The organism is Deltaproteobacteria bacterium (assembly GCA_005879535.1).
Lineage (GTDB): Bacteria > Myxococcota > Myxococcia > Myxococcales > 40CM-4-68-19 > 40CM-4-68-19.
Window position 1 is genome coordinate 4,566 of sequence record VBKI01000043.1, and the last position, 14,594, is coordinate 19,159.

The window sequence follows — 14,594 nt, forward strand, 5'->3', positions numbered from 1 at the left end:
CCAACGTGCGCGCCGCGCGCGTGCTGGTAGAGGTGGCGTTGCAGGATGCGCGCGAGATCCAACCGCTCGATCCCCCGGGACACCTCCTCCTGAACGTACCCTACGGGGAACGCCTCGAAGCAGGTGGTCGGAAGCCGCTGAAGACGTTCTACCACCAGCTCGGCGCAGCGCTCCGGCGCCTGAAAGGGCATCGGGCGACAGTGTTGAGCGGGAGCGAAGACTTCGAGAGCGCGTTCGGCGTGCGACCGCGCGGACCGCGCCGGATCATTTGGAACGGCCCGCTGCGGTGCACGCTGTACCAGTATGAGTTCTAGATCGATTACCGCTTGTCGAAATCGCTGCCGCTCACGTCGTTGGGCAGCTCACCCTTGCTGTGCGATCGGCCGGTCTTCTCCGCCTGATCGAACTCGTCCTTGCGCTGTTCCACTTCGCGCTCGGCCTCCAGCCCGGTCTGGACCGTATCGGTCCTCTTCGCGAAGTCCGTCGCCTGATCGCGGTACTTCTTGTCCGCCGACTTGCTGCCTTCACCTTCGTTCTTGTTGAGCTTGTTTTCGTCCATGCCCGACAACTTGGCGACGGAGCGCCGCGTCGCCAATGCGCACCCGCCCGCTCATCGAGGTGGGCAGCGGCCACCCGCCCGGACCTTGTGAGCGGACGGCCGCATCACCACCGTGCAAGGGCTGGAGGTCGCCATGCGCATCATCCTCGGTCTTGCGGCGCTGCTGCTCGCAATCGGCTGTGGAGGTTCGGCCCCGACCGGCGCGGGCTCCCTCGGCGGCTCGGACGCAGGCACGACGCCCGCCGGGATCGTCGCCATTACGCTTTCGCAGACCGACATCCACATCCCGGTCGGTTCGATGACGGCGTTTGCCGTGACCGGGACGCGCAACGACGGGAGTCGCGTCGACGTCACGCAGGAGGCGCAGGCGGTTTCGTCGGATACCTACGTCGCCACCGTTACTCACGGTCCCGGCTCGCAGATCCAGATCGGCGGGGCGTCGGCGGGAACCGCGACCATCACGGTGATGCTGGGCATGCTCCGGCAGACCTGTGCCGTTACGGTGACCCGCTAGGATCGTCGTTCGGAGCGGAGGGGTACTTCGTTGCGGCAACACGACGCGCGCCGCTGGGTGCTGATCGCCGGTGTCCTCGGCTCCAGCATGGCGTTCATCGACGCCACGGCGGTGAACGTCATTCTTCCCGTGCTGCAGAACGATCTGCGAGCGACGGTCGCCGAGGTGCAGTGGGTGATCGAGGCGTATCAGCTCTTTCTCGCCGCGCTCATCCTGCTCGGGGGCGCGCTCGGCGACCGGTTCGGGCGGCGCAGGGTGTTTGCGGCCGGCGTATTCATCTTCGCGGTGGCCTCCGCGGCATGCGGATTCGCTCCTTCGGCCGTGTTCCTCATCGGCGCGCGCGCCATCCAGGGGATCGGAGGCGCGCTGCTCACGCCCGGAAGCCTCGCGCTGATCACCGGCGCCTACGAAGACACGGAGCGGGGCGCGGCCATCGGCAGTTGGTCGGCGTTCTCCGCGCTGACATCCGCGGCCGGTCCAGTGCTCGGCGGTTGGCTCGCGCAGCATCTCTCGTGGCGCGCCATCTTCTTCCTCAACGCGCCCATCGCCGCGGCGGTGCTGGCGATCTGCCTGCTGCGCGTGAAAGACAGCCGGCCGGCGCAGAAGCCTGGGCTCGATCCCGGCGGCGCATTGCTCGCCACCCTCGGGCTCGGCGGTATCACGTATGGGCTCATCGAATCTCCCCAGCGCGGCTTCGCGGATGCCGCTGTCGCCGGAAGCCTGGTTGCAGGCGCCATCGCTTCGCTAGCGTTCATCGTCGTCGAGTCCCGCGCCCGCGCGCCGATGTTGCCGCTCGACATCTTCCGTTCGCGCGCGTTCGCCGGGGCGAATCTGTTGACGCTCTTCCTCTACGGTGCCCTGGGCGGGTTCTTCTTCTTCCTCCCGTTCGACCTCATCCAGCTGCGGGGGTACTCGCCCACACAGGCCGGCGCGGCGCTGTTGCCGTTCGCTGCGTTGCTCTTCGCAGGATCGCGCTCGGCGGGAGCGCTCGCCGTCCGAATCGGAGCGCGCAAGCCGCTGACGCTCGGGCCAGCGTTGGCCGCCGCCGGACTGGTCGTGATGGCCCTGTCGCCTTCCGGAGGCAGCTATTGGACGTCGACCCTTCCGGGGCTCCTTCTGCTCGGCATCGGCATGACCACGACCATCGCGCCGCTCACGACCACGGTCATGTCGTCGTGTCCGCAAGCCCGTGCGGGGCTTGCATCGGGAGTGAACAACGCCGTCGCCCGCGGCGCGTCGTTGCTCGCCATCGCCGTGATCGGCGCCGCGGCAATCGCCTCGTTCTCGGCGCGGTTCGAGGAGGGGCTCGCGAAGCTGCCGTTGGCGCCACAGGTCCGCTCCGAACTGCTCGCACAGAGAAGCCGCTTGGCGGCGCTCGAGATCCCGCGCTCGGTGTCGGCCCACTTGCGGAAGTCGATCGAGTCGACGGTGGCCTCTTCCTTCCGCGACTCCTTCCGCCTCGCGCTGCTCCTCGCCGCATCCCTCGCGCTAGCCAGCGCGCTCGTCGGCCTGCTGACGATCCGGGTGAAGGGCCGCAGGTGAAAGTCACGTCGCGGGCAGCGACAGCCACGCGGAGCCCATGCCGTTTGGATCCGCCGGGCACGGAATGGACCGCGCGTCGAACGGCGACGTCACTTACGCGGTCGAAATTCGCGATTCACGAATCGGCCGACGGTTCGCGTCCTATCCGCGTCGATCCTGATGACGAGCCGATGGCCTTCCGGAGCCGGTTCGAAATGTGGATACGGCTGGTGGCTGAGGTGGGCTATGAGGCGCCTGCGTCCCGCCGCGGTGCCGACCGATGACACCAATGCCGCAAGAGGACGGACCTCGCCCCGCTTGGATTTCTTCACGCGCGGACCCACGCGCTGAGGATACCGATTTTCTGCGAATTCGAAACCCCGCGGGAGAATGCCGTCGGTCAAATTTCAGACGCCTTACGGCGCCGACACTGGCGCGGTGCCTGAACGGGCGGCTGCTCAAAGGCTGTCAGGCGGCCGACTAGCGACGTGATCCCGCCGCTTCAGTGCGAAGCACAGCCAGCCGCGCCTGAGCCCCCTTTAACGCGTGCTGCAACTCCGGTTCGCAGTCCTTCCAATGCTCGACGAATCGGGAGTAGTACACAACGGCATTCTCCCGGTTTCCGCGCCTCTCCTCGATCTGAACGTTGGGATCGGGCATCGCTCATGACGTGCGGTTCGATCCGGCACGCCTTCAGCGAGATGTCGGTCGCCGCATCGCGGAAACTGCGAGCGGCGCGGCCGTGGACGCAGGAAGAACTCGCCGTCCGCTCGGCGTCTCCGCGCGGTACATCCCGAGCGTCGAAGGCGGCCGCCAGAACGTGACGCTTTCGTCGTTGGCGCGAGTCGCACGTGAACTCGGTGCGCCCGTGCGCGCGCTGTTCGACGTCCCGACGCTGCTAGGGATGTACTGCGGTCGCCGCGCTGCCCGACCGCGCCGGTGCCGAGGTGCCCCAGGTAGACAGCGCGTCTTGATCGGGAGGCAAAAGATGGCCGTCTCTTCGCCCTGGTGCGGCAGACGCTTTGGGACGCTCTCGTCGCCCCTTTTTGCCCCAAGTTCCCCAAGCTGCCGGCCCATGTACGAAGGCCCGCTCCCTGGTCGGGATCCGGGCCCTTTACAGAGGGAAATTGGCTATCTGGTGCCCAGGGCGAGATTCGAACTCGCACGCCTTACGGCGCCGCCCCCTCAAGACGGTGTGTCTACCAGTTCCACCACCTGGGCGAGAGCAGGGAGCGCGCTTCGTAGCACCGCTCCCGGCATTCTTCAAGACTACTTCCTGGACGGAGCGGGAGGGTTCGCGGGCGGCGTCTGGGTGTTCTGCGCAGGGATCGCCGCACCGCCGGTAGCGGGCGCCGGAGCCGTCTGACCGGTGGGCACCGCCGGCCGCGGGCCGCTCTTTTCCTCCGACTTCTTCGCCGCGTCCTGGGCGGCGATGTTCCGTCGGGCGCGGAGCACGGAGTCGCTGTGCGAGGAGCGCCAGGCGAGCGTCAGCGACGTCACCATGAAGATGATCGCGCACACCGTCGTGACCTTGCTGAGGAAGGTCACAGAGCCTCGGCCGCCAAAGACGGTGTTCGAGGATCCGCCGCCGCCGGCGAAGGCCGCCATCGCGTCGCCTTTTCCGGGCTGGAGAAGGATCACGAAGATGAGGAACACGCTGACGACGACGTGGATGGTGACGATGAACGCGAACATGAGGGGTGCGCGAATAACATGCGCTCCGGGGGCGGGCAAGCTGGCTCGATCTGGGGGCTTGCCTGCCTTCCCGCTGCGCGAAAGGTAGTATGCGTTCATGCCCGGCGCGCTGGAGCTTCCGCCCATCAGCACGGCCATTCTCGCCGACGTCGAGCAGGCCGCCGTCGACTGCGGCGTGACGCGCGATCAGATGACCGAGGCCGCGGCGCGCGCGGCAGCCGCGATCTCGCGGAAGATGCTCGACAACCAGCTCGCCGCGGCAACGGTGGTGGCGCTGGCGGGCAACGGCGTCAAAGGCTCCGTCGCGTTGCAGGCGCTGCGCATCCTGCATGGGTTCGGCGCGCAGTGCTCTGCGGTGCTCGTGGGCGGCGAGCGCGACATGCGGCCCGAGACAGCCCGCGCGGTGGCGGTCTGCGAGCTGCTTCGGCTGCCGTTGCTGCAGCCGCGGTCTCCGGCGGTGCGCGGCGCCGTCGCGGATGCCAAGCTCGTTCTCGACGGCCTGGTCGGCGTCGGGTTGGACGGTGCGCCGCGGGAGCCGCTCGCATCGCTCATCCGGATCTCGAACGAGGTCCGCGCGAACGCGCTTTCCCTCGAATGCCCCAGTGGCCTGGAGCCCGATAGCGGGGAGCCGCTTCAGCCCACGCTAAAGGCGCGGACAACCCTCGCGCTGGGCTTGCCTTGCGCCGGACTCTTCGCGTCTCTCGCCTGGCAGTTCACCGGCGAGGTCTGGCTCTGCGACATCGGCTATCCGCCGGAAGCGCTGGAGCAGGCAAAGCTCGATGCCGAGGGGCTCTTCGAAACCAACGAGATCATCCGCCTGCGCTAGACCTCGATCAATCCCTTCCGCAGCCCCTCCGTGACCGCTTCCACCCGGTTCGTCACCTCGAGCTTGTCGTAGATGTGCTCGAGGTGCGTCCGGACGGTGGCCCGCGAGAGATCGAGCACGCCGGCGGCCTCGTTGTTCGACAGGCCCTTCGCGATCAGCCGGAGGATCTCCACCTCGCGTTCGGTCAACGGACGGGTGGGAGGCTCCTCGCGCAGGGCCGGTTTCCCCTCCGTCTCGGAGACGCGAAAATGACGGAGGAGTCGCCGCGCCAGGCTCGGCTGGATCACGCTGCCGCCCGCCTTCACCTCGCGGATGGCGTCGAGGATCTTCTCCGAGCTCGCGCCTTTCAGCAGATACCCGGAGGCGCCGGCCTTCACCGCGTCGAGGACCTTCTCCTCCTCGTCGAAGATGGTGAAGATCAGGACCTCGATCGATGGCCACTTCCGCTTCACCTGGCGGGTCACTTCGATTCCGCTCATGCGCGGCAAGCCCAGGTCCTGGAGAAGCACGTCGGGCTGCTTCTGCTGCAGCAGCTCGAGCACCGCCTCGCCGGAAAGCGCGGTGCCGACCACCTCGATCTCCGGCGACTCCTGCAGGATCTTCACCTGCGCCTTGAGGATCTGCGGCTGATCCTCGCAGACGACGACCTCGATTTTCCTTGCGGGTGCGGCGCTCATCGCTCCAGCTCCTCTCCGGCGTGGACCCCGAGCTCGATGCACGTACCCTTTCCGGGCGCCGACGTCATCCGGAAGTCGCCCGATACCTTCTTTGCGCGCTCCCGCATGTTGGCGAGCCCGTAATGGCCCGCCCGAGAGAGGGTTGCGGGGTCGGAGGGCAGGGTGAAACCAGGCCCGCGGTCGTGGATCGTCAGCTTGGCGCGTTCCTCGTCGAACGCCAGGCTGACTTTGACGACCGTTCCCTTCGGACAATGCTTTGCGGCGTTGGTCACCGCCTCCTGCAGCACCCGGAACAGGGCCAGCGCGCTCTCCGGGCCGACCGATCGCTCGGGTCCGGTGCGCTCGAAACGCACGTCCAGACGATGCCGTCCGGAGGCGAGCCTGCAGTAGTCCGAGACGGTGCCGACGAGGTCGAAGTCCTCCTTCATCATCCGCAGGCTGCGGCGCAGCTCATCCATCGATTCGGAGGCCGCGTCGTGGAGGTCGGAAAGCTCCTTGCGAATGGTGGGCAGGATCACGGCGCGAGCCTCGGTGTTTCCCGACAGGCGCGCGCGCACTTCCGAGCCGTCGATCATGTTCAGCAGGTATTCGCTCTGGATCACGACCGAGGAGAGCACGCCTCCGAGCCCGTCGTGGATTTCGCGCGCCAGCCGGTTCCGCTCGTCGACGATGGCCATGTCGCGCAGCGCCGTGGAGAGCTTCTGCAGCTCCCGGTGCTTCGTCCGGTCGCGCTCGTTCAGGTACACGATCACGTAGACGAGGATGCAATTGATCGCCGAGTACCAGAGCAGGATGAAGACATCGATCTGCGTCAGCGCGTGGCCGCCGAGCACCTGGCTGGCCTTCGCCACCACCGGGAAGGCAAGCAGCGGCGGGACCACGGCGAGTGGAGTGGGAAAGAGGAGGACGAACTGGATGGTGAAGAGCAACTGGGCCGCAAGCAGCGGACTGCGGAGCCCACCGGTGACGCTCACCAGCCAGACCAGCACGCAGAGGTCGGCGCAGAGCGTGGCGAAGGTCAGCGCCTTGCCCAACTTCTTGCGCGCGAGGAAGAGGTAGTTCGCGGCGCTGTACGCGACCATCAGCAGGTAGACGGCGAACGGCTTCGACCCCCGGATGCCGAACGCCGCCGACCACGACGGCACCCCGATGACGCCGAGGCCGAGCACCAGGAACGCGAGCCGGGCATAGAACAGCGCCCGGGCCCGGGTGAGGAAGCGGTCCTCCTGGAAGACGCGCGACCTCTCGGTGCGCTCGGGCCGCGCCGCGAAGAGCCCACCGCGCGACGGCGCGCCGACCAGCGTCCCCCTCTCCCCCATGCGCGCGCGACGATAGCAGCGCGCTCGGGCGACGGGCAATCAAGGGCCCGCGTCAGCTCCGCAGGCGCGCGCGATGTCGGGATGGCGCGTGAAAACGTACTGCTCGCGCGGTGTCGACCGGCCCGTCTTCTCGTCGAACAGAGGGGTGCCGCCCGGGTACATCGTCCCCTCCGGATCCCCGAACGGATTCAGTCCCTTTGCAGCGAGCTGCTGGTCGAGGCAGGACCCGGCGGGCGCGGTCGGTGGCGCCGGCGGCGCCTCCTGGCGGCACGGCGCGGCGAGCAGCGCAACCAGGGTTGCCCAGCGCGTCATCGCTGCTATCCTGCCCGGCGGCGGCGAGGAACGCCAGATGACGCCACTTCTGCGCTGGGGCGACGCGCTCTTGAAGCTGGAGCTGTTCCGGCCTCGCGGGTCAGTCGCCGATCGCGTTCCCACGCCGTCCCGCGTCGTGGACCTGACCGGAAACCAGGCGCTCTCGCTCGCGCGACATGGAGCGACCTTCGCTCTTCGCGGCGCGGTCACGTACGAGATGCATGCGGCGCTTCGGATGTGGGGTGTGGCCGTGGTGAAACGCGCGGATCCCTGGACGCCGGATCCGTCGCTCTTTGCCCGCACGCTCGGCGCGGAGTTGCTCGAGCAACTGTCCGAAGCCCCGCCCCTCGTCGTCTGCCCCGCGGCGGACGGCGCGGCCTTGCTCGGCGCTCTGCAGGCTTTGCGCCAGCGCTGGCCTCGGGTGCGCGGCGTCGCGTTGATCGCCGCGGATACCGAGCTGCCCGATCTCCCTCGCTCCTCCGACCTGCCCCGAGAGATCGACCGGATCCGGGTGGGTCGCGCGGATGCCGCGCGGGCGCGGGCTCGCGTCGGCCGCGAGCTCGGCTTGCTGGCGTCGCATGCAGGCGCTGCCGCGGCGGCGTTCGCCCACGGCCAGGGAGGGGTTGCAATCGTGAGCGGACCCGGCGAGCGCGAGTTCTCGCTCGAGCCAGCGGCATGAAGACCGCCGTGCTCCTCGGCGCCGGCGGACTTGGCTGCCCCGCGGCGCTTGCGCTCGCCGAATCCCAGCCGGATCTGCGGCTCATCATCGTCGATCCCGACCGCGTCGATCGGTCCAATCTCGCGCGCCAGATCCTGTACGGCGAAGCGGACCTCGGCGCGCACAAGGCGGAGGTGGCAGCCCGCCGCACCGGCGGGGAAGCGCGGGTGGCCCGATTCGACGCCGCGACCGCGGACGAGCTGCTCGCGGACGCGGACGTCCTGCTCGACGGCACCGACGATTTTCCCACCCGCTTTCTCGCCAACGACGAGGCGCTCCGCCGCGGGATCCCACTCGTCCACGGAGCCGCGCTGGGATGGACTGGCCAACTCCTCACCGTCCTGCCGGGCCGGACGGCCTGCTTGCGATGCCTGTTCGAGGGTCCGCCGGATCATGCGCCCACCTGCGCCGAAGCCGGCGTCCTCGCGGCGCTCTGCGGTCTGGTCGGAGCCGCGATGGCACGCGCCGCCCTGGCGGTCCTGCGCCGCGATCCCGAAGCGGGCGTGTTGCACCGCTGGGATGCGCGGACGGGGACGCACCGTCCGCTCCCGCTCGAGCGCGATCCGGCGTGCGCCGCCTGCGCCGCCGCGGCATCCTATGAGGCAAGGAGTTGACGACATGCCTGTGACCGTGAAGATCCCCGCCCCGCTGCGCCCGCTGACCGCCAACCAGGGCGAGGTCGCTGTCGAGAATGCCGGAACCGTCCAGGCCGTCCTGGAGCAGCTCTCGCGGAAGTACCCCGGCATCCGGGAAAAGCTGCTCGACGACAAGGGCGCGCTGCGGCGGTACGTGAACCTCTTCCGCAACGACGAGGACGTGCGCCACGCCCAAGGCCTCGGCACCGAGCTGAAGGAAGGCGATCGGCTGACCATCGTGCCGGCGATCGCCGGCGGATGCTGACTCCGGAGCAACAGGAGCGGTACTCCCGTCACTTGCTGCTGGACGGCTTCGATCAGGACCGGGTCCGTGCCGCTTCCTTCCAAGTCGTCGGCAGGGGCCTCGCAGCGCTCTGGGCAGCGCGATATCTGGCCGTGAGCGGATGCGGCCGCGTGGTGGTCGACGAACCGGACTGGCACGACGAGCTCCGCCGTCTCGCGCCTTGGACCTCCTTCTCGGGCCCGGTTCAAAGAGAGATCATTGTTTCCACCGGGGCGCGCCGCGAAGGAGCGGATGCGGCGATGGAAGGAGCGCAGGCCGCAATCGACGCGATTCGGCAGGTGCTGGCGACGTGATCCTCGATTCGCTCACGCAGGCGGTCGGCAACACACCGCTGGTGCGGCTGCCTTCCCTCGAGCCACCGGGAGTCGAGATCCATGCCAAGCTGGAGTGGTTCAACCCTGGCGGAAGCGTGAAGGATCGCGCCGCCCTGCGCATGGTCCAGGAAGCGCTGCCCATCCTGCGCGGGAGGACGTTGCTCGACTCGACCAGCGGGAACACCGGTATCGCGTATGCGTGGATCGGAGCGGCGCTGAAGATTCCCGTCGCCTTGGTGATGCCGGAGAACGTCAGCGAAGCGCGCAAGCGCATTGCGCGCCACTTCGGGGCCCGGATCATCTTCAGCGACCCGCTCGAGCAGTCCGACGGCGCCATCCGCCTCGCGCGACAGCTCGCCGAGGAGGAGCCCGAGCGGTGGTTCTACATCGACCAGTACTCGAACGAAGCGAACCCGCGTGCGCACGAGGCGGGCACCGCGCCGGAGATCTGGGAACAGACAGAGGGACGCGTCACGCATGCCGTGATCGGGATCGGCACCGGAGGGACGATCATGGGGACCGGCCGGGGCCTCAAGGCCCGGAACCGGAACATCGAGGTCATCGCGGTCGAGCCCGCCGAGGCGCTGCATGGGCTCGAAGGCCTCAAGCACATGCCCTCGAGCATCGTGCCGGGCATCTACAAGGAGTCCGAGCTGGATCGGAAGCTGAGCGTTGCGACCGATCCCGGTTGGGACATGGCCGAGCGACTGATCAAGGAGGAGGGCCTGCTCGCCGGCCACAGCGCCGGTGCCGCCGCCGTGGGTGCGACGCAGATCGCGCGCGAGCTCGCCGACGCTGGGCGGCGCGGAGTGATCGTGACGTTGTTTCCGGATCGCGCCGACCGGTACATTGCGCCACCATGATTCCGGACGACGCGCTGCGAGAGATCGCGCGCCACGCGCGCGAAACGTATCCGGCGGAATGCTGCGGCCTCTTGGTCGCGGATGCGTCGGGCGCGTTGCGCTTCCAGGCTATCGCGAACATTGCCGGTAGCGACAAAGGCTCGGCGACCAGCGGCCGATCGCGCCGGGACGGCTACGTCATGGATCCGAAGGCCGTTCTCGAGGCGCTGGAGGCGGTCGACCGGTCGGGCGGTCGCCTGTGGGGCATCGTCCACTCCCACCCGGACGTCGGTGCCTACTTCTCTAGTGAAGACAGGGACATGGCCTTGGGTGGAGGCGAGGAACCCCTCTGGCCAGGCGTCCGGTATCTCGTTGTCTCGGTCCGCGGCGGCCAGGTCGAAGGCGCACGCTTGTACGCTTGGGACAGCTCACGACACGATTTCTGGGAAGAAGAACTACCAGCGATTACGTCATTTTCCTGAATATCCTTCCGGCGAGTAATCCCCCGAGCATATTCCTTGCCACAGTAGGGGAAGGTCGGTATGGTGCGCCGACTTTCCGAAGGAGATCGCGGGTCCATGAACCTGGGTATGATGGGAACGAGCGGGTTTACCGTTTGGCTGACCGGAATGAGCGGTTCGGGAAAATCCACGCTTGCTCAGGGACTGGCCAACCGCCTGCGGCGGCTCGGGAAAGTGGTCGACGTGCTCGATGGGCCCGACCTGGAGCAGATGCTCAACGTCGGCGGCGCCGCCACCAAGGACGAGCGAAACGCCGAAGCGCGCAAGCTCGCCTGGGTGTGCAGGCTCGTGACTCGCGGCGGCGGGATCATCATCCAGTCCGCCATCGAGAGCCCGTATCGCGAGGCGCGCGACGACGCGCGCAGGAGCATCGGCCGCTTCGCCGAGGTCTTCGTCGAATGTCCGACGGAGACGCTCATTCAGCGGGACAAGTCAGGCAAGTACAAGCGCGCTCTGGCAGGAGAGCTGAAGACGCTCCCGGGGATCACCGAGCCGTACGAGCCGCCCACTCACGCCGAGGTGGTCGTCGACACCAGCAAGCACACCGTCGACGAGGCCGTGGAGCACATCCTCGGGCAGCTCGTCGCGCAGCACCTGCTCGATCCGGCGGTCGCGGCCATGAAGGGAAGGCCGCGGGTCCAGGCGCGCGCGGCGACGACGAAGCCGCCCAAGCCAGAGAAGAAGATCCTCAAGATGCCCGCCCGCAAGGCGGCCAAGGCGAAGCGCGCGCCACCCGCGCGGCGGCAGACGGCTGCACGCACCGCGCGCGCAGACCGCCCGCGCATGGCCGCGGGCGGAAAGCGCAAGCGCTGAGCTACATCCGGTAGGCCAGCATCAGCTGCGTCACGAACCCGAACGAGCTGCCGCCGGTGCTGGGGAGCACGGGACCGAACCGGGTATTGATGCCGACCGCGAGCCGCGGGTCGACATGGAATTCCACCGCTGGTCCGAACATCGGTGAGATCCAGAATGAAACCGGGCTGGGTGTCACGTAGAGCGTCATGTTCAGGTCGACGCCGAATGCGGCCGTGATGTCGCGATTCACGGCGTAACCGACGATAGCGCCGACCGGGAACGCAATGCCGAACAGCGCCGGGCTGTAGGTGAACAGCTTGATGCCCGGGTCGACGTGCAGCAGCACGGAGAGGCGATCGCTGCGCAGGGCCACCATCCGGTACGGGACGCGAAATCCGATGCCGAACTGACTGGCCTCGGTGGCTCCCTCGACGCCGAACAACAGGTCGAACTTCGCGCCGACGTCGGTGTCACGGCTCAGTCCGTGTGTGATGCCGAACGTGACGCTCGGCCATCCAAACTCGCCGCTCACCACGTTGACGCCGTTGCCCACGGTTTCGCCGCCGAGAAGGCTGTAGCGGCCGGTAACGGGCGCACTGATCTCCGACGTGCGCCGGGTTTGTGCGGTCGCTTCCAGAGCGACGGCCATGGTCAGAACGAGAACCTGGATCAGTGTCCGCATCGATCACCTCTTGCGACGCGACGTACCATGAGCGCGCGCCGTGTCACGAAAAAAGCGCCGGTGTGCCGCGTTGCGTGGACCGCGCCGCGCTTCCCCGCTATGTAGCGCCCGTGACTTCGTCGCTGGACGCCAAGCGGGACCAGGTGATCGCGCGGCTGCGTTCCCTGGGCAGCGTGCTGGTCGCGTACTCCGGCGGCGTGGATTCCGCCTTGCTGCTGGCGCTCGCGATCGATGCTCTGGGAGAGCGCGCCGTCGCGTTCACCGCCCTCTCGGCCGCCGTCCCTCCGGATGAGCTGGAGGGAGCGCGTGTCGTTGCCCAGCATCTCGGAGCGCGACATATCGAGAAGGCATCCGCGGAGCTGGAAGATCCCCGCTATGCCGCGAACCCGGTGAACCGGTGCTACTTCTGCAAGACCGAGCTGTACACGCTCGCCACCGCCGAGGCGCGGGCGCTCGGACTGGCCGCCGTCGTCTCCGGAACCAACGCCGACGAGCTCGCCGACTACCGGCCGGGCTTGCAGGCGGCGTCCGAGCACGAAGTGGTGCAGCCGCTGGCGGAGGCGGCGTTGACGAAGGCAGAGATCCGCGAGCTGAGCCGCGACCTGAAGCTTCCCACCTGGGACAAACCGCAGCAGCCGTGTCTCTCCTCGCGGATTCCTTACGGAACCGAGGTGACGCCGGAGCGACTCGCGCAGCTCGCCGAGAGCGAGATGGCGCTCCGCAAGCTGGGGCTGCGCGAATTCCGCGTGCGCTATCATGGAGAGATCGCGCGCATCGAGGCCGGGGAGGCCGACTTCGATCGCCTCGTGCGCGTGCGTGCGGACGCCCTGGCCGCGCTGAAGGCCGCCGGCTTCAAATTCGTCACCATCGATCTCGAGCCGTTCCGCTCCGGCCGCCTGAACGAGGCCGCGGGCCTGGTCCCTCTACGCCGGTAGGGTTGGAAATCGTTTTCTCATTGTCCGCCGTGCGGAGCGCCTCCAGATTGCGCGAGGGGGGATGGCATGCGCTCGCCGGCCTGGGTCGCGCTGATTGCGCTGCTCTGCGGATGTGCTGGCGGCTCCAGCGGCGAGGGGTCCGTCGACAAAAGACAGTTGCCGGTAGTGACCAGCCTGACGTTGACCTCGGCGAGCGACGCTCTGCGCGTCGACGCCTCCTGGCAATCCGCCGGGCCGCGGTTTTCATACGCCGTCGCGCGGACTGACGGCGTCGTCCGGACGCTCGCGAGCGTCTCGGGAACGTCCTACTCCGTGACCGGGCTCGTGCCGGGCGAAAGCATCTGTATCGCCGTCGCCGCTGTCGCGGAACGCATGACCGGACCCATGAGTGCGGCCGTGTGCGCGACCGCTCTCGACACGCCGCGCCCGCCGGCAAGCGTTCGGGCCGAAGGGATTGCGTCAGGCCTTCTGATCGACTGGACTGCGCTGCCCGATGGACCTCCCATCGAGGGATGGGACGTCGTCGTCTCGGGGAATGAATCGAGTCTGCCGGCAACTCTCCATTCCATGACGGCGACCGGGTTGACCGACGGCACGAGATACGAAATCGCCGTCTATGCACGCAACGCCGGTGGTCGTTCGCGGCCGGCGACGATTTCGGCGGTGGCCGGTCCGCGGCGTGTCCCGGCACCGCCGGGGTGGATCGTTGGTGACCGCGTCCCAATCCTGCTGGCACGGACGGCGGTTGTCGCTCATGAACGTCTTTGGGTCATCGGGTTCGAATTGCATGCGAACGTGCTCACTCCTGCCACGGCGGTCGCGACCATCGATGCGCAAGGCGTGCCGCGGAACTGGGAAATCCTCGCGCAAAAGCCGCCGTACACTTCGGTATATGCGAGCTCGGCGGCGAGCGGCGCCGCGCGCCTGCTGGCCATCGGCGGATCCTGCTGTGGCCTCGGTGCCGCTGGCTCTGGCGAGGTGAGAATCTCGGCGCTCCGTGCCGACGGCTCCACAGACGCTTGGGCAATCGCGGGCGACCCGTACGCGCCGCGCGCATCCGCTCCTGGCGTGGTCGCCGATCAAATGCACTTGTATGTGATCGGCGGATTCTGGTGGTCCGGCGGGTCATTCTCAGGCTATGGGACGAATCTCGTCCACGTCCACGTCGCCGATCTGACCCGCGAAGGGAACATCGCTCGTTGGCGATCCGGCGCGCCATTGCCACGGGCCGGGCGCGCCTTGGCGACCTCACTCAACGGACGCATCTACGCGGTCATCGGTGCGTCTGACGGAGGGCTTCCGCCATCCCTTGTGTACGCGGAGCCCTCAGCGGGGTCGATCGCCTCCTGGCGCGATCCCTCTGCTCCCGGCGGCTTCGCGAGCGTGAAGGCGCTGACGGCGGCAGCAGGGCGATTGTACGTCGTC

Annotated in this window: 15 protein-coding genes, 1 tRNA gene and 2 pseudogenes (2 of these 18 cut by a window edge); 12 read left to right on the top strand and 6 right to left on the bottom strand. The window is 68.1% G+C overall.

Annotation, left to right across the window (positions count from 1 at the left end; genetic code table 11):
• Positions 1-30 (top strand): annotated as a pseudogene (locus tag E6J58_03330) (hypothetical protein) (it extends 783 nt beyond the left edge of the window).
• Positions 1-314: pseudogene (locus E6J58_03335) on the top strand (hypothetical protein); it begins 103 nt to the left of the window's first position. The pseudogenes E6J58_03330 and E6J58_03335 overlap by 133 nt, the downstream one beginning before the upstream one ends.
• Positions 315-319: 5 nt before the next feature.
• On the opposite strand, the gene E6J58_03340 reads toward E6J58_03335, so the two are convergent.
• Complete coding sequence (locus E6J58_03340) at positions 320-559, bottom strand: hypothetical protein (GenBank protein TMB41289.1); 240 nt, start codon at positions 557-559, stop codon at positions 320-322.
• Positions 560-692: 133 nt separating this feature from the next.
• Between E6J58_03340 and E6J58_03345 the strand changes: the two genes are divergently transcribed.
• Both E6J58_03345 and E6J58_03350 read left to right on the top strand, forming a co-directional pair.
• The gene (locus E6J58_03345; protein TMB41290.1) at positions 693-1,073 is read left to right on the top strand and encodes a hypothetical protein; all 381 of its coding nucleotides are present in this window, start codon (positions 693-695) and stop codon (positions 1,071-1,073) included.
• 30 nt (positions 1,074-1,103) lie between these two features.
• Entirely contained in the window at positions 1,104-2,615 is a 1,512-nt protein-coding gene (locus E6J58_03350; GenBank protein ID TMB41291.1) for a DHA2 family efflux MFS transporter permease subunit, read from the top strand.
• Between the two features lie 1,115 nt (positions 2,616-3,730).
• On the opposite strand, the gene E6J58_03355 is transcribed toward E6J58_03350, so the two are convergent.
• Together E6J58_03355 and secG are read right to left on the bottom strand one after the other, a co-directional pair.
• Positions 3,731-3,815: transfer RNA gene (locus tag E6J58_03355), tRNA-Leu, on the bottom strand.
• Between the two features lie 48 nt (positions 3,816-3,863).
• A complete protein-coding gene (gene secG, locus E6J58_03360) occupies positions 3,864-4,289 on the bottom strand; it encodes a preprotein translocase subunit SecG (protein ID TMB41292.1) in 426 nt (141 codons plus the stop codon).
• A gap of 97 nt (positions 4,290-4,386) precedes the next feature.
• Between secG and E6J58_03365 the strand changes: the two genes are divergently transcribed.
• Positions 4,387-5,115 carry a hypothetical protein gene (locus E6J58_03365; GenBank protein ID TMB41293.1) on the top strand — a complete coding sequence of 243 codons (729 nt, stop codon included), beginning with the start codon at positions 4,387-4,389 and terminating at the stop codon, positions 5,113-5,115.
• Here E6J58_03365 and E6J58_03370 read toward each other — a convergent pair.
• Entirely contained in the window at positions 5,112-5,792 is a 681-nt protein-coding gene (locus E6J58_03370) for a response regulator transcription factor (GenBank protein TMB41294.1), read from the bottom strand. The two genes, E6J58_03365 and E6J58_03370, sit on opposite strands and share 4 nt — an antisense overlap.
• Positions 5,789-7,111, bottom strand: coding sequence for a sensor histidine kinase (locus E6J58_03375; GenBank protein TMB41295.1), 1,323 nt, complete (start codon positions 7,109-7,111; stop codon positions 5,789-5,791). The genes E6J58_03370 and E6J58_03375 overlap by 4 nt, the downstream gene beginning before the upstream one ends.
• A gap of 81 nt (positions 7,112-7,192) precedes the next feature.
• Here E6J58_03375 and E6J58_03380 point away from each other — a divergent pair, with 81 nt between their 5' ends.
• The 5 genes from E6J58_03380 to cysC all read left to right on the top strand — a co-directional run bounded on the left by E6J58_03380 (position 7,193) and on the right by cysC (position 11,570).
• Complete coding sequence (locus E6J58_03380) at positions 7,193-8,755, top strand: HesA/MoeB/ThiF family protein (protein TMB41296.1); 1,563 nt, start codon at positions 7,193-7,195, stop codon at positions 8,753-8,755.
• 4 nt (positions 8,756-8,759) lie between these two features.
• Positions 8,760-9,041 carry a MoaD/ThiS family protein gene (locus E6J58_03385; GenBank protein TMB41297.1) on the top strand — a complete coding sequence of 94 codons (282 nt, stop codon included), beginning with the start codon at positions 8,760-8,762 and terminating at the stop codon, positions 9,039-9,041.
• Positions 9,042-9,180: 139 nt separating this feature from the next.
• Positions 9,181-10,257 carry a pyridoxal-phosphate dependent enzyme gene (locus E6J58_03390; GenBank protein TMB41298.1) on the top strand — a complete coding sequence of 359 codons (1,077 nt, stop codon included), beginning with the start codon at positions 9,181-9,183 and terminating at the stop codon, positions 10,255-10,257.
• Positions 10,254-10,718 (top strand): M67 family metallopeptidase, encoded by a 465-nt coding sequence (locus tag E6J58_03395; GenBank protein TMB41299.1) that lies wholly within the window; start codon positions 10,254-10,256, stop codon positions 10,716-10,718. The genes E6J58_03390 and E6J58_03395 overlap by 4 nt, the downstream gene beginning before the upstream one ends.
• A 60-nt stretch (positions 10,719-10,778) precedes the next feature.
• Positions 10,779-11,570 carry an adenylyl-sulfate kinase gene (gene cysC, locus E6J58_03400; protein ID TMB41300.1) on the top strand — a complete coding sequence of 264 codons (792 nt, stop codon included), beginning with the start codon at positions 10,779-10,781 and terminating at the stop codon, positions 11,568-11,570.
• 1 nt (position 11,571) lies between these two features.
• Here the strand turns inward: cysC and E6J58_03405 are convergent, their stop codons facing one another.
• Positions 11,572-12,234 carry a hypothetical protein gene (locus tag E6J58_03405; GenBank protein ID TMB41301.1) on the bottom strand — a complete coding sequence of 221 codons (663 nt, stop codon included), beginning with the start codon at positions 12,232-12,234 and terminating at the stop codon, positions 11,572-11,574.
• A 110-nt stretch (positions 12,235-12,344) separates the two neighbouring features.
• Here E6J58_03405 and larE point away from each other — a divergent pair, with 110 nt between their 5' ends.
• Positions 12,345-13,169 (top strand): ATP-dependent sacrificial sulfur transferase LarE, encoded by an 825-nt coding sequence (gene larE / locus E6J58_03410; GenBank protein ID TMB41302.1) that lies wholly within the window; start codon positions 12,345-12,347, stop codon positions 13,167-13,169.
• A gap of 66 nt (positions 13,170-13,235) precedes the next feature.
• Positions 13,236-14,594: fibronectin type III domain-containing protein (locus E6J58_03415; protein TMB41303.1), on the top strand; the 1,359-nt coding region annotated here is incomplete at its 3' end.